We start from the raw sequence: 22,982 nt of genomic DNA, 5'->3' as shown, positions 1-22,982 counted from the left end.
ATCGTGGGTTTTATATACCTTATAATCATGAAGTTAGCCGTGTGGTGTGGCTTCTTCCTCTGCCCTTCCCGTTTATGCAGGTATGAACGATTTTAAAGTCCTGGCTGAACAAACAGGTGGTGCTGTGTTTAGTGCTCTGGCAGGAGGAAGTCACTCTGCACCTAACAATGCGAGAGAACCGTTGTGACAGGCAGTGTAAGAGCAAGCAACGGTGATTTCCTCCAGTTTTACTGGAGAAACGGATGATTAATCTGTTAATCATCGTTCTCAGGGCTGTGGTCGCCGTTGCAAACGCGCTGATTGCAATTCTGGAACTGATTCGCCAGTTCATCGACTGATGACAGCGGAAACGTAACTAAGGACAGGAAGTGAACCGCTTCCTGCCCTTTAACGTACTGTGATATTTTTCAAAAAAACTCACCAATATTCTCCTCGGCAGAAATGACATAACTCACTGTAAAATAACAAATCATCTAAACGCCAGCTTTGTATTGAGCGCGTTGGCCAACGCCTTTATCAGCTGCGACCGCACCAGATAATTTGAATAAGATTTCCCGCATCACCTGGACATACAGGTTATTCTGTCCATACCTCATTAGTTACAACATTCACGCGTTCTGTTCCTTTATCCGGTGCCCTGTTCCAGTATATGTGCCCATATCCTGGGTTATTCAGGATAACCGCTTCCTTTTCGCCCTGTCCTGTCGTTCATATCCCCCTGGACAAAAATGCATTATCGGAAAAAATGTCCAAAATTTTTTTGGTGATCGGAATTTTTGTTGTCGGACGCACCTCTTCTTCAGGTCATAATTGCTGACACATCCCAAAAAACAGGAGCGGAGATTTAAAAATTGAGTCACTTACCCGCCAAAATTTTCCAGATTTCACGTAGCGTACCGTCGATACTGTATCCATCAACAAATGACTATTTTTTGAATGTGTCATTTCCTGTAACCTACTGAAAAATATCAGTGAATGACAATATCGGCGACAGCATCGGAGCTGATAGCCAGTTTCCTGAATGCATATGGCCAGAACAGTAAATTTGAACCAGGTTCTCACGTCACCAGGCGACGTGTCTGGGAAACTGGTGAACAACAGGCACAGAAAAGCCCAACTTTATGGGGGTCAGTTCAGTGAGGTTGGGCTAAGAGAAACGAATGATTAACCTGTTAATCATCATTCTCAGGGATGTGGTCGCCGTTGCAAACGCGCGGATTGCAGTTCTGGAACTGATTCGCCAGTTCATCGTTTGATGACAGCGGAAACGTAACTCAGGACAGGAAGTTCCAAATAGCTCCCAGCCAGCATATGTAATTTTCAAAGGGGCAGTTGTTAACTCTGTAATAACGCCATGTAAAGTATTCCTGCCCCCTCCATGATCCTCCATAGTATTTCTTGAGTTAATTTTCAAAAAGCTTCTGATGGTGATGCTGCCAACTTACTGATTTAGTGTATGATGGTGTTTTTGAGGTGCTCCAGTGGCTTCTGTTTCTATCAGCTGTCCCTCCTGTTCAGCTACTGACGGGGTGGTGCGTAACGACAAAAGCACCACCGGACATCAGCGCTATCTCTGCTCTCACTGCCGTAAAACATGGCAACTGCAGTTCACTTACACCGCTTCTCAACCCGGTACGCACCAGAAAATCATTGATATGGCCATGAATGGCGTTGGATGCCGGGCAACTGCCCGCATTATGGGCGTTGGCCTCAACACGATTTTACGTCACTTAAAAAACTCAGGCCGCAGTCGGTAACCTCGCGCATACAGCCGGGCAGTGATGTGATTGTCTGCGCTGAAATGGACGAACAGTGGGGCTATGTCGGGGCTAAATCGCGCCAGCGCTGGCTGTTTTACGCGTATGACAGTCTCCGGAAGACGGTTGTTGCGCACGTATTCGGTGAACGCACTATGGCGACGCTGGGGCGTCTTATGAGCCTGCTGTCACCCTTTGACGTGGTGATATGGATGACGGATGGCTGGCCGCTGTATGAATCCCGCCTGAAGGGAAAGCTGCACGTAATCAGCAAGCGATATACGCAGCGAATTGAGCGGCATAACCTGAATCTGAGGCAGCACCTGGCACGGCTGGGACGGAAGTCGCTGTCGTTTTCAAAATCGGTGGAGCTGCATGACAAAGTCATCGGGCATTATCTGAACATAAAACACTATCAATAAGTTGGAGTCATTACCGCCTTGACCATCAGATAGTTATTTTGGTGCTAGGGATACTGAGTGTGAACAGTTAGCGCGCGTCCTCGCCAGTTAGCTCGCTACGCTCGGTTACACGACGGCTACGAGTACTAGTGATAATTATTGACTGAGGTATGTGCTCTTCCTGTTTCCTTTTTTGATGTGTTGCTCTCATTTTAAACAACTTTGCGGTTTTTTGACTACTTTGCAATTTTGTTGTTGCTTTGCAATAAAATGCAAGATTAAATGAAAATATGCAAAGCAATGATTAAAGGATGTTCAGAATGAGACTCATGGAAACACTTAACCAGTGCATAAACGCTGGTCATGAAATGACGAAGGCTATCGCCATTGCACAGTTTAATGATGACAGCCCGGAAGCGAGGAAAATCACCCGACGCTGGAGAATAGGTGAAGCAGCGGATTTAGTTGGAGTATCTTCTCAGGCTATCAGGGATGCCGAGAAAGCAGGCCGGCTACCGCACCCGGATATGGAAATACGAGGACGGGTTGAGCAACGTGTTGGTTATACAATTGAACAAATTAATCATATGCGTGACGTGTTTGGTACGAGACTACGACGTGCTGAAGACGTATTTCCGCCGGTGATTGGAGTTGCTGCTCATAAAGGGGGCGTTTACAAAACCTCTGTTTCTGTTCATCTTGCTCAGGATCTGGCTCTGAAGGGATTACGTGTTCTGCTCGTGGAAGGTAACGACCCCCAGGGAACAGCATCGATGTATCACGGCTGGGTGCCAGATCTTCATATTCATGCAGAGGATACTCTCCTTCCCTTCTATCTTGGGGAAAAGGACGATGTCACTTATGCAATAAAGCCTACTTGCTGGCCTGGGCTTGACATTATTCCTTCCTGTTTGGCTCTGCACCGCATTGAAACTGAGCTAATGGGCAAATTTGATGAAGGTAAATTGCCCACCGATCCACACCTGATGCTCCGACTGGCCATTGAAACCGTCGCTCATGACTATGATGTCATTGTCATTGACAGCGCGCCTAACCTAGGTATCGGCACGATTAATGTTGTATGTGCTGCTGATGTGTTGATTGTCCCCACGCCTGCTGAGTTGTTCGACTACACTTCCGCTCTGCAGTTTTTCGATATGCTTCGTGATCTGCTCAAAAACGTAGATCTTAAAGGATTCGAGCCTGATGTACGTATTTTGCTTACCAAATACAGTAATAGTAATGGTTCTCAGTCCCCGTGGATGGAGGAGCAAATTCGGGACGCCTGGGGAAGCATGGTCCTAAAAAATGTTGTGCGTGAAACGGATGAAGTTGGTAAAGGTCAGATCCGGATGAGAACTGTTTTTGAACAGGCTATTGATCAACGCTCTTCAACAGGTGCCTGGAGAAATGCCCTTTCTATTTGGGAACCTGTCTGCAATGAAATTTTCGATCGTTTGATTAAACCACGCTGGGAGATTAGATAATGAAGCGTGCGCCTGTCATTCCAAAACATACGATTAAGACTCAACCGCTTGAAGATACTCCGTCATCGGCACCAGCTGCACCGATGGTGGATTCGTTAATTGCGCGCGTAGGAGCTATGGCTCGTGGCAATGCTATTACTTTGCCTGTATGTGGTAGGGACGTGAAATTTACCCTTGAGGTGCTCCGGGGAGATAGTGTTGAGAAGACCTCTCGGGTATGGTCAGGTAATGAACGTGACCAGGAACTGCTTACCGAAGACGCCCTGGATGATCTTATCCCTTCTTTTCTACTGACAGGTCAGCAGACACCAGCATTCGGTCGAAGAGTGTCTGGGGTCATAGAAATTGCCGATGGGAGCCGCCGTCGTAAAGCTGCTGCACTTACAGAAAGTGATTATCGAGTTCTGGTTGGTGAGCTGGATGATGAGCAGATGGCTGCATTGTCCAGATTGGGTAACGATTATAGGCCAACAAGTGCTTATGAACGTGGTCAGCGTTATGCAAGCCGATTGCAGAATGAATTTGCTGGAAATATTTCTGCGCTGGCTGATGCAGAAAATATTTCACGTAAGATTATTACCCGCTGTATCAACACAGCTAAACTGCCTAAATCAGTTGTTGCTCTTTTTTCTCATCCCGGTGAACTATCTGCCCGGTCAGGTGATGCACTTCAAAGAGCTTTTACAGATAAAGAAGAATTACTTAAGCAGCAGGCATCTAACCTTCACGAGCAGAAAAAAGCAGGAGTGATATTTGAAGCTGAAGAAGTCATCACTCTTTTAACGTCTGTGCTTAAAACGTCATCTGCCTCAAGAACTAGCTTAAGCTCACGACATCAGTTTGCTCCTGGAGCGACAGTGTTGTACAAGGGCGATAAAATGGTGTTAAACCTAGATAGATCTCGTATTCCAACTGAGTGTATAGAGAGAATTGAAGCCATTCTTAAGGAACTTGAAAAAGCGGCACTTTGATGCGGCACGTTTTAGTCTACATTTATCTGTCTTTACTTAATTTCCTTTAGCACAGGCTAGAAAACATAACTAACTGGCCTGAATATTATATCTGGGACCACGGTCCCAGTTGTATTGTCGGTCTGATAATCAGTCTGGGACCACGGTCCCACTCATATTGTCGGTCTGATAATCAGTCTGGGACCACGGTCCCACTCATATTGTCGGTCTGATTATCGGTCTGGGACCACGGGCCCACTCATATTGTTAGTCTGCTAATCAGTCTGGGACCGCGGTCCCACTCGTATTGTTGGTCTGCTAATCAGTCTGGGACCACGGTCCCACTCATATTGTCGGTCTGCTAATCAGTCTGGGACCACGGTCCCACTCATATTGTCGGTCTGCTAATCAGTCTGGGACCACGGTCCCACTCATATTGTCGGTCTGCTAATCAGTCTGGGACCACGGTCCCACTCATATTGTTGGTCTGATTATCGGTCTGGGACCACGGTCCCACTCATATTGTTAGTCTGATAATCAGTCTGGGACCGCGGTCCCACTCGTATTGTTGGTCTGCTAATCAGTCTGGGACCACGGTCTCACTTGTATTGTCGATCTGATTATCAGCGTGAGACTACGATTCCATTAATGCCTGCCAGTGAGTGTGTGGAACATATCTTGGCCAGTGGCTTGGTCTGTGATGTGCTGCGTATACCGGGTGAACCGCCCCGCCGCTTGTTTGACCGCTATATTCTGCGGGAGTTTTCTTGGAGGCACGGGATGAAATCCGCAGCATGGCGGATGCCCTGGCAAAAATCCGGAAATGATGACGATGGCGGGGAAAATCCCCGCCTTTTTCCTGCCGGTCCCCGGACAGAGCACAAAGGAAGTCGCCGCCGGCTCCGCTTTACCCGGCCATGCGGAGCATGGCCTTGTGGGGGTTCAGTTATGTGGACGTCGAGTCGTGTGCGGGCTGTGCCGTGCCTCCATCTTAGCCGGGCTGGCGTTGATGCAAGCAACTGTCTTAATGGGAGGCGGTTATCTGAAAAAAGTACGGGATAATATTATGGAATCGCCCATCTCAAGCAAAAAACTGACTCGCTTCGATACTACGCTGACAGGCTGTTTTGAGCGAGATATCTCTCGTGTCGGGCATCGACATTTTAAATGATTCTAAATAATATGAGCAGGGTCAGTCTTATTAAAGATTAAAACACCGGATAACAAGTTTTATTGATTATGGATGAAGAGAAAACTCGTGCTGAAGTGGCACACATAGAATTTATTTCATATGGTACGTCTCGAATTTTTGATAGGCGTATGAGATCCTTAGACTGGAAGCGTAAGGTTGTCACCTTCCTTGGGGTCTTTGTTCCACTGATGATAGGTTGTGCAGTTTTATCATTCGGACTTGAAGCTCCATTTCTGCCGCTTTGCATCACAATTGCCGGTGTGGCAAGTATCATGCAATTGGGGTTCTCGCTGTGGTCTTTGGTTTCCGGATGGGATCGCTCATATAGTGATTGCATGGCTTCCGTTAAGGAAAATACAGCCATTTATAACCTAGCTGGTAGTGTTCGCAAGAAAATAGGTAAGCTTGACGAAGCCAAATTGGAAATTTTGATAGACGATTTGACGGAAAAATTTGAGCGAAGGGAGCAGGAAGACTTAACTTTGTGTGTGAGTGATAAAGAACTTCGTTATGCAAACCGTATGTCCTGTTTCTACTTCAAAAAAAAATGCCATATTTGTAATGTCGTTCCCCTAACTTTGAAACCGGGAAAATGTGTTTGTGATGGTTGTGGGAAATTTTAACAAGGAGAACATATGAGTAGTGCAAAAATTCTTAACGCTTACTTCGAGGCTTCTGAAGAAGATCGAAAGGAGTTCCTACGGGTTCTTAGTCATTTTTATAAGGATAACCGAAGAGTACCTCTGCAAGAGGGCATGGAGAGCTTTGCCGTCAATGAAAGCATCCGTAAATCGCAGTCAATTAACTTTGCCCCTATGCAAGGTGGGTGTCCACTCTGCGGCAAGTAACGACCAAAGCCGCTTGACTAGCGGCTTGATAGATTTCTTTATATTGTAACTAGCATCTTTACATCCTGTTAAAAAAGTGGCTATTGCCCGCTATCTTGCAATTCTCCGTATTTGGTACAAAAACAGCCGAAAGCTGCACTATCAGCAGCTATGAGCAGCGGCCCCACTGACATCGCGGATGCTTTGTCCGTGGGAGGGCGGATCACAACAGGCCTGCGGGATAAGTTGTTCTTTCTGTCATTATGTAAAATGACCGGCAGTCATGAGATTACCTGTGATTGAAATGAGGCGTTCCACTCTTCCCCTTTTCTGAGCATGGTATTCAGAATGGTGATGAGTTTGCGCATGCAGGCGACCAGAGCAAGTTTTTTGGGTTTTCCGGCGGCAAGCAAACGCTGGTAGAACAGCTTTATGGCAGGATTAAACTGCGTAGCCACCAGAGCTGCCATGTTCAACGTTGCTCTCACTCCGGCTCTGCCACCAAACGTGGTCCGTTTCCCTCGCATTTTCCCGGAGTCTCTGTTTAGAGGAGCGACGCCAGTTAGAGCACTAATCTCCCGTCGATTGAGTTTCCCCTGTTCCGGTAGTTCGGCAATCAGCGACGCGACGGTGATATCGCCGACGCCTTTCACGCTGCCTATCAGTCTGGCCTGCTCCTGGAAGAATGCTGTCATGTGTTGTTTCATTTGCTCATTGATCCGGTCGAGCTCGTTTTGAAGCGCATCAATAATGTTATCGATACTCTTCCTGCTTTGGGGATGAGAAGGATAGAGACGATTACGCTCAGCGACCAGCATATGGTTCAACTGACGACGACGGACGACCATTGCGGCAAGTACTGCTCGTGCCTCATCTGGCAGATGCCGTATATAACGACTGCGGTCCGGATGGCGATCAATGACCAGGGCCAGTTGTGCTAGCATGGCGGCGTCAAGTTTATCTGTTTTAGCCAGATATCCCATTGAACGGGCAAAATCCCTAGCCTGTCGTGGGTTGATCACAACCACATCGTATCCTTCTGACTGAAGCTTACAGGCAATGGCTGCTTCAAGGCCACCGGTAGCTTCCATGAGAATCAGGTTAATTTTGGTGTGCTTCAGTTTATCTGTGATAACAGCGAAACCATCCTCATCGTTACCCACAGTGAATGGCTCAATCGTGTCGGTGGTGGCGATGTCCAGCGATAGTTTGGCAACATCAATACCCATGCATTGCAGATTTGGTTGACTCATATGACCCTTCCTTACGATACGAATTTGGTTTCAATCAACTGTACGGATTTGTGATGAGTGACTCAGCTCATGCGCGGGACGCTTGCATGCGGGCTTAATACCCTCGGGTTCGCACGTGCTGCATGAGCTTTGCCAGACCTACAGATTCAGTTTATGCCATCTTCAAGATATAAGGATACGCTTCGCCGCTGCGGTCACCCGGTCCCTCCTTCCCGTCTGCCGTGATTTTCCGGTCGTTTACCCGCTCAGATTTCGCGGTCTCACCCTCCAACTCCCGCCAGCCGTGTGTGTCAGGCTGCGGCTTCCCTTGCGCCCTTTGCATCCCCGCCTTATCGCCCGGCTTTTATGGAGGCACGGCACAGCCCGGTGTCGCGGAATATGTGAACAACGGAGGAAATCCCATGCAGTATGCGAAACCTGTCACTCTGAATGTTGAAGAGTGCGACCGTCTGTCTTTTCTGCCTTACCTGTTTGGCAACGATTTTCTGTATGCCGAAGCATATGTGTACGCGCTGGCGCAAAAAATGATGCCGGAATATCAGGGAGGCTTCTGGCACTTCATCCGCCTGCCGGACGGTGGCGGTTACATGATGCCGGATGGCGACCGTTTTCATCTGGTTAACGGTGAAAACTGGTTTGACCGCACGGTCAGTGCCGATGCCGCAGGCATCATTCTGACTTCCCTTGTGATTAACCGCCAGTTGTGGCTGTACCACGACAGCGGTAACGCAGGGCTGACACACCTGTACCGGATGCGTGATGCGCAGTTGTGGAGCCACATCGAATTTCACCCCGAATGTAACGCGATTTACGCGGCGCTGGACTGATTAACGGACGGGGCGGCAATGCCGCCCCTGTAAAGGAGACGAGAACATGTACTGTTAAAGAAATTATCCGCGATGTACTGGATACAGACGTGCCGGACAGTGAATGCGTTTTTGCCGTGGTGCTGACCCGTGGGAATGTGCGCCATATGGCTCAGGACTGGAACCTGTCAGACGATGAGCTGGAAACCGTCATGCAGCGGCTGGACGATGCTTTTGTATATGGCGCATGTGACAGAGTTGTTTCCGATATTGTCAATGAACTGATGGAGGAAAAGCGCGTAAACCGCCTTGTAACAGTCCCTGCGGTGCTGCTGGAAAAAGTGATGGTGATGGCTGGTAGTGAAATTTATCGCCTCCATGCTGTCGGGAGCGAGAACGGGGGCGACGGTGACGCATTTGTCAGGGAAGAACGTGAGATTATGCGGGTGATGCGTCAGGCGCTGGACGGGGAGAACGGGTAATGAATATCAGCACGGAAACCCGCGAAATTCTGCGTAATTACAAAACCGTGATTAATGCGCGGCGTCGTGAGATGGGGCAGAAACCGCTCACCACCGCGCAGATTGTTGATGAAATCTGCGATTTTGTGACGAATCAGCAGGCGGTTTTCCTCGGTGGTCACTATATCCTTCAGGGCAGCTGAAACAGGTGATACAGGGCAGGCGGTGGAGGCCGCCTGTCAGCCCGCGCGAACCCCCCTGGCAGGCTGACGCCTGCCGGAAGGGAAGCGGGCCACGCTGACGCGTCGCCCGTTACCCTTCCCGTTAGTGATGTGTCCGGAATGTTTTTTCTGATGTTATTTTTCTGTGGTTACCGTGTTTGTTATTGTTCTTCTTCTTTTTCCTCTTCCTCTTCTTTCCGTTCCTCTCCTGTTTATGGCTTTTCCGGGCGTCCCCCTGGCGGGGCGGGCTGTCGTGAACGGAGCCAGCGGAGCTGTCTCCGCCCTGGCGGGCTTCCATCCCTGACGCGAAACCATGGCTTGCAGCGACCGTTCCGGTCGCGCCGCCTCTGTCGCGCCGTGGCCTGCGCTCCCGGCATCCCGGCAAAAGGCGCCGGAATGTAAGGAGCAACGCCGTTTCGCAAACCGCGCTTCACGTCGTTGCGGCGGGTCCCTGCTCATTGCCTGCCAAGTGCCACACACCCGTATGAGTCCCTGTCGCCGGGGGCTGAGACAGCCACAACCTGCCGCACTGACTGTCCAGGGTAAATGAACAGCCCACAAAATTTTTTACCCAGAACCCGGTAAAAAATTTTGCGTTCTGCCCAGGACAGGTGCGTCAGGCCGTGGCAGTGATGCCCCTTGCGGCGAAGGTTCTCAAACGGGTGAAGTTCATACCACAGGGAATACAGCAGCAGGTTCCCGCGAAACGTCAAAACCGCGGCTCCCGAAACTCAACGGGTGATGTTCTTTAAAAATCAGGATTTATTTCAGGCTCCGGCAATACGCATTTATTTGTTCTGTCAGTCATCCGGCTGGCAGGTAATGAGAACGCAGGAACAGAAGGAGGAAAACACCGGAAAGCGTCAGATGCAGATATGAAAAAAGCAGGTCAGGGACCTGCTTAATCCACGCCGTAGAAATCGCCGCAATCGATTTTCACGGCTTCACTAACCTGTGTCATAAGGAGTTTCATTTATGACAGTAAGTATTGTTTCACCTTCCGCAGCGGCTGTAAAGCCCCGCCGTCATCCCCGTTTCAGACGCGAAGACATCCCCGCGCCGGAAATTGACCCCGTGCTGAAAGCATTCGGGCGACACATAGCCCGGAGTTTTCACCGGGGACGTGGTGTACACATCCCCGCCATGAAAAACACGGCTTTCGGGCAGGTGCTCCGCACACTTGAACTGAAACGCGCTTTTAACTGATGAGGTGAGCCGCCCCGCGAGGGGCGGCAACAGACGGAAGGAGAACATTTTATGACATTAGCAGCAATCACCATGACCGCCCCGGAAGCCGCCAGCCCTGTGCAGATGTACCGCGCGACCTACTCACCGGATGACAACAAACTGCGCCTGTATGCTGCGTCACGTCTTGACCCGGAGACGTATAAAAAAGTGCATGATGCCGGTTTTCGCTGGGCACCAAAACAGGCGCTGTTTGTGGCTCCAGCCTGGACACCGGGCCGGGAAGACGTGCTCCTCTCACTTGCCGGAGAGATTGAGGATGAAGACAGCACGCTCGCTGAACGTCAGGAAGCACGGGCGGAGCGGTTTACCGGATACAGCGGAAAGCGGGCCAGTGAATCCGCACAGGCACTTGATGAAGTGGAAAGACTGGCCGCGATGATCCCGCCCGGTCAGCCCATTCTTGTGGGGCATCACAGCGAACGCCGCGCCCGTCGTGATGCGCAGCGTATTGAAAACGGCATGAAACGTGCCGTGATGCTCGTTGAACGTGCGGAATACTGGGAAGAGCGGGCGCGGTCGGCACTGCTTCACGCGAAGTATAAAGAACGTCCGGACGTTCGCTGGCGTCGTATCAAAAAAATCGAAGCTGATTTGCGCAAGGCTGAAAAGACCATCGCGCAGTCGCAGAAATATCTGACGATATGGCGGGCTGAATCGCTGGATCTGAATATGGCAAAACTCATCAGTAGTCATGACCGTATCAGTGCCTGTTTCCCGCTGGATACGTATCCGCGCCCGGCAGAAAAAAGCCAGTATGAAGGAAGTCGATCGTTATGGTCGGCCCTGGATGATGACATCATCACCACGGAGCAGGCCCGCGAAATTGCGATCCGCTGTCATAAACGGCAGATTCAGCATCAGCAACGCTGGGTTAACCACTATCAGAACCGCCTGATCTATGAGCGTGCCATGCTGGACGAAAGCGGCGGCGTGGTTACCCGGACACAGGATTTTGAGCCGGGCGGACAGGTTTTCAGCCGGGGCGAGTGGCTGACCATCATCCGCGTGAACAAAAGCAACGGGACGGTGAGTTCAGTCACAACGCCGAATTACAGTTTTCTCGGGTACAGTGGCACGATGAAAGTGACGCCCGATCGCATTACGGACTACAAAGCACCATCGGCAGAAGAGGCTGCCGTCGCCAGTCAGGCCGCTAAGCGTCCGCCTGTTGTCAACTATCCGGGAGAAGGTTTCCGGGAAATGACAAAGGCACAGTGGGCTGCCCTGCCCCGGGACTGTAAGGCCGTGCGCAGTGTGGCAGAGGCAGAAGACCACGGGGCATATCGTTACCGCCGCACAATGGACAATAATTTCCGCCTGGTGAATGTGTATATCACCGACATGAAGATTACGGAAATCCCACAGAAATAAGGTATATCCTCCCGGGAAAATCCCCGGGGGATGACGGAGATAATGACATGTACAGTCAGTTAAGAGAACGTATCCGGCTGATGCGCGCAAGGCTGGATAACGCCGCGCCGGTTGCTGAAATCCGGGCTGAATCTCAGCTTTTTGTGACTCCTGCCCCGGTCTGTGATCGCCTGGTGACGCTGGCGGGGATCAGCAACCGTGATCACATTCTGGAACCCTCTGCCGGCACCGGGGCCATACTGCGGGCGATTAGGGATACCGCGCCGGTAGCCATGTGTGATGCGGTGGAAATCAACAGCGGGCTGGTCCGGTATCTGCGGGAAAATTTTAACGGTGTCAGGGTTCAGTGTGGCGACTTCATGGAATGGCAGCCGGTGCAGTATTACAGCCGGGTTATCATGAATCCGCCGTTCAGCCACGGGCAGGATATCCGGCATATCCTGCGGGCCTTTTCCCTGTTGCGTCCGGGTGGCGTGCTGGTCGCCGTCTGTCTCAACGGGCCACGCCAGCAGGAGAAGCTGTTACCGTTTTCTGACGTCCGCGAGGAGCTGCCGCGCGGCACATTTGCTTATACCGATGTCCCGACGATGATTATTCGTCTGCGTGCCTGAAGACTCCGGGCAGGCGGGAGGATAAATGCTCGTCTGCCCGCGCCGGGAAAAGACCGCGCGCCGGTGGCGCTGAAAGGGGCCGCGCTCACGCGCCGCCCCTTTCATTACGCGGAAATTCTGCTGTGGGCTTCTGTCTTTTCAGATCTGTCATTTGTCTGTTACTGATGATGTTCCTGCTACTGCTACTGTTTTTCTTTTTTCTGCTGCTCTGATTACTGTCTGTCTTGTTCTTCTTCTGCCTGTGCCTTTTCCGGGCGTCCCCCTGGCGGGGCGGGCTGTCGTGAACGGAGCCAGCGGAGCTGTCTCCGCCCTGGCGGGCTTCCATCCCTGACGCAAAACCCCTGGCTTGCAGCGACTGTTCCGGTCGCGCGCCTCTGTCGCGCCGTGGCCTGCGCTCCTGGCATCCCGGCAAAAGGCCGCCGGGATGTAAGGCGCAACGCCGTTTCGCAAACCGCGCTTCACGTCGTTGCGGCGGGTCCCTGCCCGTTGTTATGTCCGGTGCCATTCACCTGTTTAAGCCCCTGTCGCCGGGGGCAAAGACAGCCACAACCGTCTCCGCCAGTCCAGGGGTGAAATGCACATCCCGCAAAACTTTTTGCCCAAAAGCAGGCAAAAACTTTTGCGGTCTGCCCCCGGACAGTCGTTTCCTGCCGTGGCAGTGATGCCCCTTGCGGCGAAGGTTTTCAAAAAGGTGATGGTGAATACCGGAGGGAACAAAAGGCAGGTCCCCGCAAAACGTCAAAACCGCGGCTCCCGAAACTCAAAAGATGATGGGGCTGAAAACATCAACAGAAGGAGACACATCATGGCAGTTCGTGGCATTAACAAGGTCATTCTCGTAGGACGCCTGGGAAAAGATCCGGAAGTCCGTTACATCCCCAACGGGGGCGCAGTGGCAAACCTGCAGGTGGCCACATCAGAAAGCTGGCGTGACAAACAGACGGGGGAGATGCGGGAGCAGACAGAATGGCATCGTGTGGTGCTGTTCGGCAAGCTCGCGGAAGTGGCAGGTGAATATCTGCGCAAGGGCGCGCAGGTCTACATCGAAGGTCAGCTTCGCACCCGTAGCTGGGAGGATAACGGTATCACCCGTTACGTCACCGAAATTCTTGTTAAGACCACGGGCACCATGCAGATGCTGGGACGTGTCGCAGGTGCTCAGACTCAGCCGGAAGAGGGGCAACAGTTCAGCGGTCAGTCTCAGCCGGAACCACAGGCGGAGGCCGGTACGAAAAAAGGAGGCGCAAAAACGAAAGGCCGTGGACGTAAGGCCACGCAGCCGGAGTCGCAGCCGCAACCGCCGGAGAGTGACGATTACGGGTTTTCAGATGATACCCGTTCTGAACGACTGACTGTGACAACCGCTCCGTCCTGTGCGGGGCATCACCGGAGAGATGAGGATGAGCGAATATTTCAGAATACTTCAGGGGCTGCCTGACGGTCCTTTTACCCGCAAACATGCCGAAGCTGTTGCCGCACAGTACCGGAACGTCTTTATCGAGGATGACCACGGCGAACAGTTTCGCCTGGTTGTCCGTAATAACGGTGCAATGGTCTGGCGTACCTGGAATTTTGAGGACGGTGCCGGGTACTGGATGAACCATGCCATCCGTGATTTCGGCATTCTTAAGTAAGAGAGGTGCCGGACGGGAATGCGTCCGGCAGACATACAACCATCCCGGTCAAAGGAGAAATATATGTCGGTTACAGAGTCTAAGACAAAAACGGAGCGTAAATCCAGCCGTAAACCGTCAAAAGAGCAGGAGACTGCCCTGTCTGCCCTGCTGGCGCAGACGGCGGAAGTGAGCGTGCCGCTGGCCTCACTGATTAAATCACCACTGAATGTGCGCACGGTGCCGTATTCTGCGGAGTCTGTCAGCGAACTGGCGGAGTCCATTAAGGGCGTTGGCCTGTTGCAGAATCTGGTCGTGCATACCCTGCCTGGTGACCGTTACGGTGTCGCCGCAGGTGGTCGCCGACTGGCTGCACTCAACATGCTGGCAGAGCGTGGCATCATTCCGGCTGACTGGCCTGTCCGTGTGAAGGTCATTCCGCAGGAGCTGGCGACGGCGGCATCAATGACTGAAAACGGTCATCGTCGGGATATGCACCCTGCTGAACAGATTGCCGGATTCCGCGCAATGGCGCAGGAAGGCAAAACACCTGCACAAATCGGTGATTTGCTGGGCTATTCACCCCGCTATGTCCAGCGAATGCTGAAACTGGCTGACCTTGCGCCTGTCATCCTCGATGCGCTGGCAGAAGACCGCATCACTACCGAACACTGTCAGGCGCTGGCGCTGGAGAACGACACCGCGCGTCAGGTACAGGTGTTTGAAGCCGCCTGTCAGTCGGGATGGGGCGGAAAACCGGATGTGCGGGTTATCCGCAATCTGATTACGGAAAGTGAAGTGGCGGTGGCGGGGAACAGTAAATTCCGCTTCGTGGGGGCTGATGCTTTCTCACCTGACGAACTGCGTACTGATTTGTTCAGCGATGACGGGGACGGTTATGTCGACCGCGTGGCGCTCGATGCTGCCCTGCTGGAAAAACTCCAGGCTGTCGCTGAACACCTTCGGGAAGCCGAAGGCTGGGAATGGTGCGCCGGACGCATGGAGCCTGTCGGTGAGTGCCGTGAGGATGCCGGAACATACCGCTGTCTGCCGGAGCCGGACGCGGTGCTGACGGAGGCGGAAGAAGAACGCCTGAACGAACTGATGACGCGTTACGACGCGCTGGAAAACCAGTGTGAGGAATCCGACCTGCTGGAAGCAGAAATGAAGCTGATGCGCTGCATGGCGAAGGTCAGAGCGTGGACGCCGGAGATGCGTACCGGAAGCGGTGTGGTGGTGTCCTGGCGTTACGGTAATGTGTGTGTCCAGCGTGGTGTGCAGTTGCGCAGCGAGGATGACGCGGCTGACGACGCTGACCGCACGGAACAGGTGCAGGAGAAAGCATCAGTGGAGGAAATCAGTCTGCCACTGCTGACGAAAATGTCTTCCGAACGCACGCTGGCAGTCCAGGCGGCACTCATGCAGCAACCGGACAAATCCCTGGCACTGCTGGCATGGACGCTCTGCCTGAATGTGTTTGGCAGCGGAGCGTACAGTAAACCAGCACAAATCAGCCTGGAATGTAAACATTATTCGCTGACCAGCGATGCGCCGTCAGGGAAGGAAGGTGCCGCGTTCATGGCGATGATGGCAGAAAAAGCCCGTCTTGCGGCCCTGTTACCGGAGGGATGGTCACGGGACATGACGACGTTCCTGTCACTCAGTCAGGAGGTGCTGTTATCCCTGCTCAGTTTCTGCACCGCGTGCAGCATCCACGGCGTTCAGACCCGCGAGTGTGGTCACACGTCACGCAGCCCGCTGGACACGCTGGAGAGCGCCATCGGTTTTCACATGCGTGACTGGTGGCAGCCGACAAAAGCAAACTTCTTCGGACACCTGAAAAAGCCGCAGATTATCGCAGCTCTGAATGATGCCGGACTGTCCGGTGCCGCACGGGATGCAGAGAAGATGAAGAAAGGTGATGCGGCTGAACATGCAGAGCACCATATGAAAGACAACCGCTGGGTGCCTGGCTGGATGTGTGCACCACATCCACAGACGGATACCACTGAACGCACCGATAACCTGGCTGATGCCGCCTGATGAACAACCACACCGCCCCGCCGGAGACGGGGCAGCAGCAAGGGAGATACCGTGATGAAAACTGAACTGACCCTGAATGTATTACAGACCATGAACGCACAGGAATATGAAGATATCAGGGCTGCCGGAAGTGATGAACGCCGTGAGCTGACACACGCCGTGATGCGGGAACTGGATGCGCCGGACAACTGGACGATGAATGGCGAGTACGGCAGCGAGTTCGGCGGCTTTTTCCCCGTCTAGGTCCGTTTCACGCCTGCCCACGAACGTTTTCACCTGGCGTTATGTTCACCGGGTGATGTCTCCCAGGTCTGGGTGCTGGTTCTGGTGAATGCCGGTGGTGAGCCGTTTGCGGTGGTTCAGGTACAGCGGCGGTTTGCACCGGAAGCAGTCAGCCATTCACTGGCACTGGCGGCGTCACTGGATGCGCAGGGGTACAGCGTTAACGACATCATCCATATCCTGATGGCGGAAGGAGGTCAGGTATGAACGCACGTTCACGGGCACTGGTTCCCCTCAGCACAGAGCAACAGGCCGCATGGCGGGCGGTGGCGGAGACGGAAAAACGCCGCCATCAGGGAAACACGCTGGCGGAATATCCGTATGCGGGAGCATTTTTCCGCTGTCTGAACGGAAGCCGCCGGATTTCGCTGTCTGACCTGCGATTTTTCATGCCGTCCCTGACCGCAGAAGAACTGCACGGCAACCGTCTTCAGTGGCTGTGTGCCATCGATGTGCTGATTGAAACACAGGGCGAGGTCTGCCTCCTTCCCCTTCCCGGCGATGCAGCAGAACGCTTGTTCCCGTCGGTGCGGTTTCGTGTCAGGGAACGCAGTCGCCATAAATCCGCGCTGGTCATGCAGAAGTACAGCCGCCAGCAAGCGAGGGAGGCAGAGCAGAAAGCCCGTGCGTACCAGGTGCTGGTTGCTCAGGCTGAAATCGAACTGGCATTTCATTCACCGGAAACAGTCGGAAGCTGGCATGCACGCTGGAGTGACCGGGTGGCAGAGCATGACCTGGAACCCCTGTTCTGGCAGTGGGGCGAGCGTTTTCCGTCACTGGCCGGAATGGAACGCTGGCAGTGGCAGGATATGCCATTCTGGCAGGTTATCGCGGAAGCCAGTCTGGCAGCCAGAGAGGCCGGTCATGCTGTCCGTGAGATGGAGCGGTGGATGGTGCCGAACAAACTCCGGGAGGCAGCGTGATGCGGCAATAATCACACGGATTACCCGTGAACTGGTTGAACGACCAGATTATTTTCAGGGAAAGTGAGTGTGGTCAGCGTGCAGGGATATGAGCTATGATGTGCCCGGCGCTTGAGGCTTTCTGCCTCATGACGTGAAGGTGGTTTGTTACCGTGTTGTGTGGCAGAAGGCAGAAAGCCCCGTAGTTAATTTTTCATTAACCCACGAGGCCCCCTGTATGTCTGATCAACAACAGTATGGCCTCTTACCGTGCTTAATGCAAGGAGGAGTAAACCATGAAACTACCGGGAAACGCCCTTATCTGGTGCGTATTAATCGTGTGCTGCACGTTGTTAATATTCACACTCCTGACCCGGAATCGTCTGTGCGAAGTCCGGCTGAAGGACGGATACAGGGAGGTTACGGCAAGTTTGGCTTACGAATCCAGCGGTAAGTAGCAACCTGGAGGCGGGCGCAGGCCCGCCTTTTCAGGGCTGATGCTGGTCTGACTGCACTGAAGCGCCTTTATAAAGGGGCTGCTGGTTCGCCGGTGGCCCCTTTCTCCTTGCTGGCATTGTGCGGGCATGAACAACCAGACTGCCAGGAAGGCCGTTTCCCTCCGGGAACGGGGATGAACGTGCGCCTGCGGCGCCCGTTCTTTTCCCCCGCCTTCTCTGTTTATGACCTGTCAGAAATCACATCACCTTCCCTTTGATTATTCTCTTTTTCCTCCTGTTCTGACTCTGATTACTGCTGCCCTGATTATTGTCTGTTTTGTTGTTCTCCTGCTTATGCCTTTTCCGGGCGTCCCCCTGGCGGGGCGGGCTGTCGTGAACGGAGCCAGCGGAGCTGTCTCCGCCCTGGCGGGCTTCCATCCCTGACGCGAAACCCCGGGCTTGCAGCGACCGTTCCGGTCGCGCCGCCTCTGTCGCGCCGTGGCCTGCGCTCCCGGCATCCCGGCAAAAGGCCGCCGGGATGTAAGGGGCAACGCCGTTTCGCAAACCGCGCTTCACGTCGTTGCGGCGGGTTCCTGCCCGTTGTTGTGTCCGGTGCCATTCACCTGTTTAAGCCCCTGTCGCCGGGAGCTGATACAGCCACAACCTGCCGCACTGACTGTCCAGGGTAAATGAACAGCCCACAAAATTTTTTACCCAAAACCCGGTAAAAAATTTTGCGTTCTGCCCAGGACAGGTGCGTCAGGCCGTGGCAGTGATGCCCCTTGCGGCGAAGGTTCTCAAACAGGTGATGGTGAATACCGGAGGGAACAAACGGCAGGTCCCCGCAAAACGTCAAAACCGCGGCTCCCGAAACTCAACAGATGATGGGGGCTGAAAACCAGAGAGAGGAGAAAGCAGGATGAGTACCCGAAATATCCACGTTAACATCGCGTCGTACACGCTTCTTGTTGCCGGGAAGAAAAAATACACCGGGGAAGAGTGGGACGTCCTGGAATTCAGCAGCCTGACTGAGCTGAAAAAATATCGCAAAAGCCACCCGGAAAAGATGGCCTTCAGCTATAGCTATGCGCTCAGCCGGGGTGTGGATACGCAGTTCCGCCATATCAACATTGCGGAAGCCGATCACTTCAAACAGTTCCTGCGTCAGATTAAGCGTACCGGCCTCGATATCCGGGCTATCTGCTGACCGGATGTGATGAATATCCCTCCTGATTGTTGCAATCTTGTTAATGGAGATCGGGAGGGATGATATTAAGCGGAAAAATTTTTTATTAAATTTATTCTTTCATAAAGGAGTAGCTGTTATGCGATTAGCTTCCCGTTTTGGTCGGTATAATTCCATCCGCCGTGAACGTCCTTTAACGGATGATGAATTAATGCAGTTTGTGCCTTCGGTGTTTTCCGGTGATAAACATGAGTCCCGGAGTGAACGTTATACGTATATTCCAACAATCAATATCATCAATAAGTTACGTGATGAAGGTTTCCAGCCATTCTTTGCCTGTCAGAGTCGGGTTCGTGATTTGGGACGTCGCGAATACAGTAAACATATGTTACGTCTTCGCAGGGAAGGGCATATTAACGGGCAGGAAGTTCCTGAAATTATCCTGCTTAATTCACATGATGGTTCATCCAGTTATCAGATGATCCCCGGAATTTTTCGTTTTGTCTGCACAAATGGCCTGGTGTGCGGAAATAATTTTGGCGAAATCCGCGTTCCACATAAAGGTGATATTGTCGGGCAGGTTATCGAGGGAGCGTATGAAGTGCTCGGTGTCTTTGATAAGGTCACTGATAATATGGAGGCGATGAAAGAAATTCATCTTAACAGTGACGAGCAACATTTATTTGGCAGAGCTGCACTGATGGTCAGGTATGAAGATGAAAATAAAACGCCGGTGACGCCTGAACAGATAATTACTCCCCGTCGTCGGGAGGATAAACAGAACGATCTCTGGACAACCTGGCAGCGGGTTCAGGAGAATATGATAAAAGGTGGATTATCGGGGCGAAGTGCCTCCGGGAAAAATACCAGGACAAGAGCCATTACAGGTATTGATGGTGATATAAGAATCAACAAAGCATTATGGATGATTGCCGAACAGTTCAGGGAGTGGAAGTCGTGATAATATAGGTAAAGCCCCGAAAAATTTTCGGGGCTTTACTTATATTGTCATCCTTCGGCATTGCTATGTCGTCTGATATGCCTCAATTTCATCAACTGGCTTTTCGGTAGTCTGTAAATATTGTGCCCGCGAAAAATGGTCTGGCAGGAGGCTACGCAGTTACCGGATATATATAATATGGGTTCCCGCTTTGCGGGGCTTCGGCCAGTCAGCATTATCACTCATATGATATTTTTGTGTGTGGCCTTCCATGCCGCTGTCGCGGCATAACCGGTATTTGACAATGTATACAATATTAATTGTTCTGCACACTGTTCATTTGGGAAAGTGATTTCTTCGTGGTCGGAACCCGGATACCTTTACTGCTTTTTATCCCGGTATAAATCCGGTAAACATCTGATGCGTAGGCAAGACGCCTCTGGTTCTGGCGTTCGGTTTTCCTGAATCCGGCATTGTATGCACCAACGGCCTCCCAGGTGACGCCCCATTTTTTAAATGCTATTGCCAGATAATAAGCACCGGTATAAATGTTCATGCAGGGATCTGTTGTCATATGTTCCGGCTTAATTCCGTAGCGGGCCAGTTCGTTAAAATGCTGGGAATCTACCTGCATCAGTCCGCTGCCATATCCCGTTACCGGATTAATACCGATGGCATTAACCCGGTAACGGGATTCTTGCCATGATATTGCTCTCAGTAAATCAGGATCTATTTTGTAATCCCTGCCTGCAAGATCAAAGCAATCAGTGGCCAGACAGATCTCATTTATAAACATCAGGCAGATGGCTAACATCCATTTTTTCATTTTTCCACCTCTGGTGACTTTATCCGTAAATAATTTAACTCACTCCACAAAAAGGCTCAACAGGTTGGTGGTTCTCACCACCAAAAGCACCACACCCCACGCAAAAACAAGTTTTTGCTGATTTTTCTTTATAAATAGAGTGTTATGAAAAATTAGTTTCTCTTACTCTCTTTATGATATTTAAAAAAGCGGTATCGGCGCGGCTACAACAACGCGCCGACACCGTTTTGTAGGGGTGGTACTGACTATTTTTATAAAAAACATTATTTTATATTAGGGGGGGCTGCTAGCGGCGCGGTGTGTTTTTTTATAGGATACCGCTAGGGGCGCTGCTAGCGGTGCGTCCCTGTTTGCATTATGAATTTTAGTGTTTCGAAATTAACTTTATTTTATGTTCAAAAAAGGTAATCTCTAATGGCTAAGGTGAACCTGTATATCAGCAATGATGCCTATGAAAAAATAAATGCGATTATTGAGAAGCGTCGACAGGAAGGGGCAAGGGAAAAAGATGTCAGTTTTTCAGCAACAGCTTCAATGCTTCTTGAACTGGGGCTTCGTGTACATGAGGCTCAGATGGAGCGTAAAGAGTCTGCATTTAATCAGACTGAGTTTAATAAATTGCTTCTTGAATGCGTTGTAAAAACACAATCATCAGTAGCGAAAATTTTGGGTATTGAGTCTCTCAGTCCTCATGTCTCCGGAAATCCAAAGTTTGAATATGCCAATATGGTTGAAGATATCAGGGAGAAGGTATCATCTGAGATGGAACGATTTTTTCCAAAAAATGATGATGAATAAAAGAAATTTGACTTCGTTCAAATATCAGAGTTTTTATGATTTAAAAAGGTGACAGTACGAAAGATAATTAGTATATTAATTACGTGGTTAATGCCACGTTAAAATTTGAAATTGAAAATCGCCGATGCAGGGAGACGTGAACTCCCTGCATCGACTGTCCATAGAATCCTTTGTGAGGAGGTTCCTATGTATCCGATGGATCGTATTCAACAAAAACATGCTCGTCAAATAGATCTGCTGGAAAATCTGACGGCAGTTATTCAGGATTATCCAAATCCAGCCTGTATCAGGGACGAAACTGGAAAATTTATTTTTTGCAATACGCTGTTTCATGAGTCATTTCTTACACAAGATCAAAGTGCTGAAAAATGGCTTCTGTCGCAGAGAGATTTTTGTGAATTGATCTCTGTCACAGAGATGGAAGCATATAGGAATGAGCATACGCATCTTAATCTTGTAGAGGATGTTTTTATTCAGAACAGATTCTGGACAATATCTGTCCAGTCATTTCTTAATGGACACAGAAATATTATTCTGTGGCAATTTTATGATGCTGCTCATGTTCGTCATAAAGACAGTTATAATCAAAAAACGATTGTCAGTGATGATATCAGAAATATAATCAGAAGAATGAGTGATGATTCTTCTGTATCATCATATGTAAATGATGTCTTTTACTTATATAGCACCGGAATCAGTCATAATGCTATAGCAAGAATATTAAATATATCCATCTCCACATCAAAGAAACACGCATCTCTGATATGCGACTACTTCTCTGTTTCTAATAAAGATGAGTTAATTATCTTACTCTACAATAAAAAGTTTATTTATTATTTATACGAGAAAGCTATGTGTATCATAAATACGCGTTAATAAGGTGTTAATAAAATATAGACTTTCCGTCTATTTACCTTTTCTGATTATTCTGCAAACATAAGTGGTAACCAGAAGATAAACAGCGGGAGGTGTTATTGAAAAGATTTGGTACACGTTCTGCAACAGGTAAGATGGTAAAACTAAAATTACCTGTAGATGTGGAAAGTCTATTAATTGAGGCAAGTAACAGAAGCGGAAGAAGTCGATCGTTTGAGGCAGTAATAAGACTTAAAGATCATCTTCACCGCTATCCAAAGTTTAACAGGGCAGGGAATATCTATGGTAAGTCGCTGGTTAAGTATCTGACAATGCGTCTGGATGATGAAACTAACCAGCTACTTATTGCAGCCAAAAATCGTAGTGGATGGTGTAAAACAGATGAGGCTGCAGACAGAGTTATTGATCATTTGATCAAGTTTCCTGATTTTTATAACTCGGAGATATTCAGGGAGGCAGATAAAGAGGAAGATATAACATTTAATACACTCTAG

General features: G+C 50.7%; 25 protein-coding genes and 8 pseudogenes. 28 read left to right on the top strand and 5 right to left on the bottom strand.

All coding sequences use genetic code 11. The features are described 5' to 3' along the window. Positions 1–242: 242 nt before the first annotated feature. The 9 genes and pseudogenes from dqlB (EAS44_RS25735) (at position 243) to EAS44_RS00635 (ending at position 6,635) form a co-directional block, all read left to right on the top strand. Positions 243–338, top strand: a complete 96-nt coding sequence (dqlB, locus tag EAS44_RS25735) for a DinQ-like type I toxin DqlB (protein WP_000609147.1) — start codon at positions 243–245, stop codon at positions 336–338. A gap of 822 nt (positions 339–1,160) precedes the next feature. Continuing rightward, on the top strand, positions 1,161–1,256 hold the full coding sequence (gene dqlB, locus EAS44_RS25730) for a DinQ-like type I toxin DqlB (protein ID WP_000609144.1): 96 nt from the start codon (positions 1,161–1,163) through the stop codon (positions 1,254–1,256). 225 nt (positions 1,257–1,481) lie between these two features. Beyond that, positions 1,482–2,179 (top strand): IS1-like element IS1A family transposase gene (locus EAS44_RS00665; protein ID WP_231528555.1). Its coding sequence is split into 2 segments (ribosomal slippage): positions 1,482–1,731 and positions 1,731–2,179, totalling 699 coding nucleotides; the frame shifts between segments, so codons are not numbered across the junction. 299 nt (positions 2,180–2,478) lie between these two features. Beyond that, on the top strand, positions 2,479–3,645 hold the full coding sequence (gene sopA / locus EAS44_RS00660) for a plasmid-partitioning protein SopA (protein WP_001238646.1): 1,167 nt from the start codon (positions 2,479–2,481) through the stop codon (positions 3,643–3,645). Next, positions 3,645–4,616 (top strand): ParB/RepB/Spo0J family plasmid partition protein, encoded by a 972-nt coding sequence (locus tag EAS44_RS00655; RefSeq protein WP_000817028.1) that lies wholly within the window; start codon positions 3,645–3,647, stop codon positions 4,614–4,616. Before sopA ends, EAS44_RS00655 begins: the two co-directional genes overlap by 1 nt. 636 nt (positions 4,617–5,252) lie before the next feature. Next, positions 5,253–5,422: pseudogene (locus EAS44_RS25485) on the top strand (hypothetical protein); the annotation flags it as partial. Further along, positions 5,419–5,766 (top strand): hypothetical protein, encoded by a 348-nt coding sequence (locus EAS44_RS25275; RefSeq protein ID WP_001350917.1) that lies wholly within the window; start codon positions 5,419–5,421, stop codon positions 5,764–5,766. The pseudogene EAS44_RS25485 and the gene EAS44_RS25275, both read left to right, overlap by 4 nt. 68 nt (positions 5,767–5,834) lie before the next feature. Next, positions 5,835–6,410, top strand: coding sequence for a mobilome CxxCx(11)CxxC protein (locus tag EAS44_RS00640; RefSeq protein ID WP_000343071.1), 576 nt, complete (start codon positions 5,835–5,837; stop codon positions 6,408–6,410). Positions 6,411–6,422: 12 nt separating this feature from the next. Then, on the top strand, positions 6,423–6,635 hold the full coding sequence (locus EAS44_RS00635) for a hypothetical protein (RefSeq protein ID WP_000092896.1): 213 nt from the start codon (positions 6,423–6,425) through the stop codon (positions 6,633–6,635). A 260-nt stretch (positions 6,636–6,895) separates the two neighbouring features. Here the strand turns inward: EAS44_RS00635 and EAS44_RS00630 are convergent, their stop codons facing one another. Beyond that, a complete protein-coding gene (locus EAS44_RS00630; RefSeq protein ID WP_000082154.1) occupies positions 6,896–7,867 on the bottom strand; it encodes an IS110-like element ISEc32 family transposase in 972 nt (323 codons plus the stop codon). Positions 7,868–8,268: 401 nt separating this feature from the next. On the opposite strand from EAS44_RS00630, the gene EAS44_RS00620 reads away from it, so the two are divergent. From EAS44_RS00620 to EAS44_RS00610, 3 genes are read left to right on the top strand one after another with little or no spacing between them, the layout of a single operon-like run. Then, entirely contained in the window at positions 8,269–8,694 is a 426-nt protein-coding gene (locus tag EAS44_RS00620; RefSeq protein ID WP_001198922.1) for an antirestriction protein, read from the top strand. Next, complete coding sequence (locus tag EAS44_RS00615) at positions 8,694–9,155, top strand: DUF1380 family protein (protein ID WP_042007484.1); 462 nt, start codon at positions 8,694–8,696, stop codon at positions 9,153–9,155. Before EAS44_RS00620 ends, EAS44_RS00615 begins: the two co-directional genes overlap by 1 nt. Beyond that, positions 9,155–9,337, top strand: a complete 183-nt coding sequence (locus tag EAS44_RS00610) for a hypothetical protein (protein WP_001027505.1) — start codon at positions 9,155–9,157, stop codon at positions 9,335–9,337. The genes EAS44_RS00615 and EAS44_RS00610 overlap by 1 nt, the downstream gene beginning before the upstream one ends. Before the next feature lie 217 nt (positions 9,338–9,554). On the opposite strand, the pseudogene EAS44_RS25480 reads toward EAS44_RS00610, so the two are convergent. Then, a pseudogene (locus EAS44_RS25480) lies at positions 9,555–9,814 on the bottom strand (hypothetical protein); the annotation flags it as partial. Positions 9,815–10,330: 516 nt separating this feature from the next. On the opposite strand from EAS44_RS25480, the gene EAS44_RS00590 reads away from it, so the two are divergent. From EAS44_RS00590 to EAS44_RS00580, 3 genes are read left to right on the top strand one after another with little or no spacing between them, the layout of a single operon-like run. Next, positions 10,331–10,561 (top strand): hypothetical protein, encoded by a 231-nt coding sequence (locus tag EAS44_RS00590; protein ID WP_000218642.1) that lies wholly within the window; start codon positions 10,331–10,333, stop codon positions 10,559–10,561. A 51-nt stretch (positions 10,562–10,612) separates the two neighbouring features. Next, the gene (locus EAS44_RS00585; protein WP_000170680.1) at positions 10,613–11,974 is read left to right on the top strand and encodes a DUF3560 domain-containing protein; all 1,362 of its coding nucleotides are present in this window, start codon (positions 10,613–10,615) and stop codon (positions 11,972–11,974) included. Positions 11,975–12,021: 47 nt separating this feature from the next. Beyond that, on the top strand, positions 12,022–12,585 hold the full coding sequence (locus tag EAS44_RS00580; RefSeq protein WP_001332335.1) for a class I SAM-dependent methyltransferase: 564 nt from the start codon (positions 12,022–12,024) through the stop codon (positions 12,583–12,585). A gap of 85 nt (positions 12,586–12,670) precedes the next feature. On the opposite strand, the gene EAS44_RS00570 is transcribed toward EAS44_RS00580, so the two are convergent. Next, a complete protein-coding gene (locus tag EAS44_RS00570; protein ID WP_015056142.1) occupies positions 12,671–13,090 on the bottom strand; it encodes a hypothetical protein in 420 nt (139 codons plus the stop codon). Positions 13,091–13,390: 300 nt separating this feature from the next. Here EAS44_RS00570 and EAS44_RS00560 point away from each other — a divergent pair. From EAS44_RS00560 to EAS44_RS00535, 7 genes and pseudogenes are all read left to right on the top strand, one after another. After that, positions 13,391–13,918 (top strand): annotated as a pseudogene (locus EAS44_RS00560) (single-stranded DNA-binding protein); the annotation flags it as partial. 67 nt (positions 13,919–13,985) lie between these two features. Next, on the top strand, positions 13,986–14,219 hold the full coding sequence (locus tag EAS44_RS00555) for a DUF905 family protein (protein WP_000005988.1): 234 nt from the start codon (positions 13,986–13,988) through the stop codon (positions 14,217–14,219). Between the two features lie 63 nt (positions 14,220–14,282). Then, positions 14,283–16,241 (top strand): ParB/RepB/Spo0J family partition protein, encoded by a 1,959-nt coding sequence (locus tag EAS44_RS00550; RefSeq protein ID WP_000117202.1) that lies wholly within the window; start codon positions 14,283–14,285, stop codon positions 16,239–16,241. A gap of 54 nt (positions 16,242–16,295) precedes the next feature. Further along, positions 16,296–16,730 (top strand): annotated as a pseudogene (gene psiB, locus EAS44_RS00545) (conjugation system SOS inhibitor PsiB). Next, a pseudogene (locus tag EAS44_RS00540) lies at positions 16,727–17,513 on the top strand (plasmid SOS inhibition protein A). The pseudogenes psiB and EAS44_RS00540 overlap by 4 nt, the downstream one beginning before the upstream one ends. A 150-nt stretch (positions 17,514–17,663) precedes the next feature. Then, a pseudogene (locus tag EAS44_RS25475) lies at positions 17,664–17,816 on the top strand (DUF5431 family protein); the annotation flags it as partial. After that, positions 17,761–17,883 carry a Hok/Gef family protein gene (locus tag EAS44_RS00535; protein WP_223195199.1) on the top strand — a complete coding sequence of 41 codons (123 nt, stop codon included), beginning with the start codon at positions 17,761–17,763 and terminating at the stop codon, positions 17,881–17,883. The pseudogene EAS44_RS25475 and the gene EAS44_RS00535, both read left to right, overlap by 56 nt. Positions 17,884–18,159: 276 nt before the next feature. Here the strand turns inward: EAS44_RS00535 and EAS44_RS25265 are convergent. After that, positions 18,160–18,481: pseudogene (locus EAS44_RS25265) on the bottom strand (hypothetical protein); the annotation flags it as partial. Between the two features lie 70 nt (positions 18,482–18,551). Between EAS44_RS25265 and EAS44_RS25835 the strand changes: the two are divergent. From EAS44_RS25835 to EAS44_RS00510, 3 genes and pseudogenes are all read left to right on the top strand, one after another. Continuing rightward, positions 18,552–18,757: pseudogene (locus tag EAS44_RS25835) on the top strand (single-stranded DNA-binding protein). A 24-nt stretch (positions 18,758–18,781) separates the two neighbouring features. Then, positions 18,782–19,069: a hypothetical protein gene (locus EAS44_RS00515; protein WP_000107520.1), complete on the top strand. Its 288-nt coding sequence runs from the start codon at positions 18,782–18,784 to the stop codon at positions 19,067–19,069. Between the two features lie 118 nt (positions 19,070–19,187). Beyond that, complete coding sequence (locus tag EAS44_RS00510) at positions 19,188–20,009, top strand: DUF932 domain-containing protein (RefSeq protein WP_001234468.1); 822 nt, start codon at positions 19,188–19,190, stop codon at positions 20,007–20,009. Positions 20,010–20,304: 295 nt separating this feature from the next. Here the strand turns inward: EAS44_RS00510 and EAS44_RS00505 are convergent, their stop codons facing one another. Beyond that, positions 20,305–20,814 carry a transglycosylase SLT domain-containing protein gene (locus EAS44_RS00505; protein ID WP_000759163.1) on the bottom strand — a complete coding sequence of 170 codons (510 nt, stop codon included), beginning with the start codon at positions 20,812–20,814 and terminating at the stop codon, positions 20,305–20,307. A 414-nt stretch (positions 20,815–21,228) separates the two neighbouring features. On the opposite strand from EAS44_RS00505, the gene traM reads away from it, so the two are divergent. The 3 genes from traM (at position 21,229) to traY (ending at position 22,982) form a co-directional block, all read left to right on the top strand. Further along, positions 21,229–21,612 (top strand): conjugal transfer relaxosome DNA-binding protein TraM, encoded by a 384-nt coding sequence (gene traM / locus EAS44_RS00500; protein ID WP_001151524.1) that lies wholly within the window; start codon positions 21,229–21,231, stop codon positions 21,610–21,612. Positions 21,613–21,798: 186 nt separating this feature from the next. Next, the gene (gene traJ, locus EAS44_RS00495; RefSeq protein ID WP_000283385.1) at positions 21,799–22,488 is read left to right on the top strand and encodes a conjugal transfer transcriptional regulator TraJ; all 690 of its coding nucleotides are present in this window, start codon (positions 21,799–21,801) and stop codon (positions 22,486–22,488) included. A 98-nt stretch (positions 22,489–22,586) separates the two neighbouring features. Beyond that, positions 22,587–22,982 carry a conjugal transfer relaxosome DNA-bindin protein TraY gene (gene traY, locus EAS44_RS00490; protein WP_001309237.1) on the top strand — a complete coding sequence of 132 codons (396 nt, stop codon included), beginning with the start codon at positions 22,587–22,589 and terminating at the stop codon, positions 22,980–22,982.

Origin of the sequence: Escherichia coli DSM 30083 = JCM 1649 = ATCC 11775 (assembly GCF_003697165.2) — a bacterium.
Lineage (GTDB): Bacteria > Pseudomonadota > Gammaproteobacteria > Enterobacterales > Enterobacteriaceae > Escherichia > Escherichia coli.
Note: the sequence above shows the minus strand (reverse complement) of the source record. Positions and strands in the feature narration are given on the sequence as shown.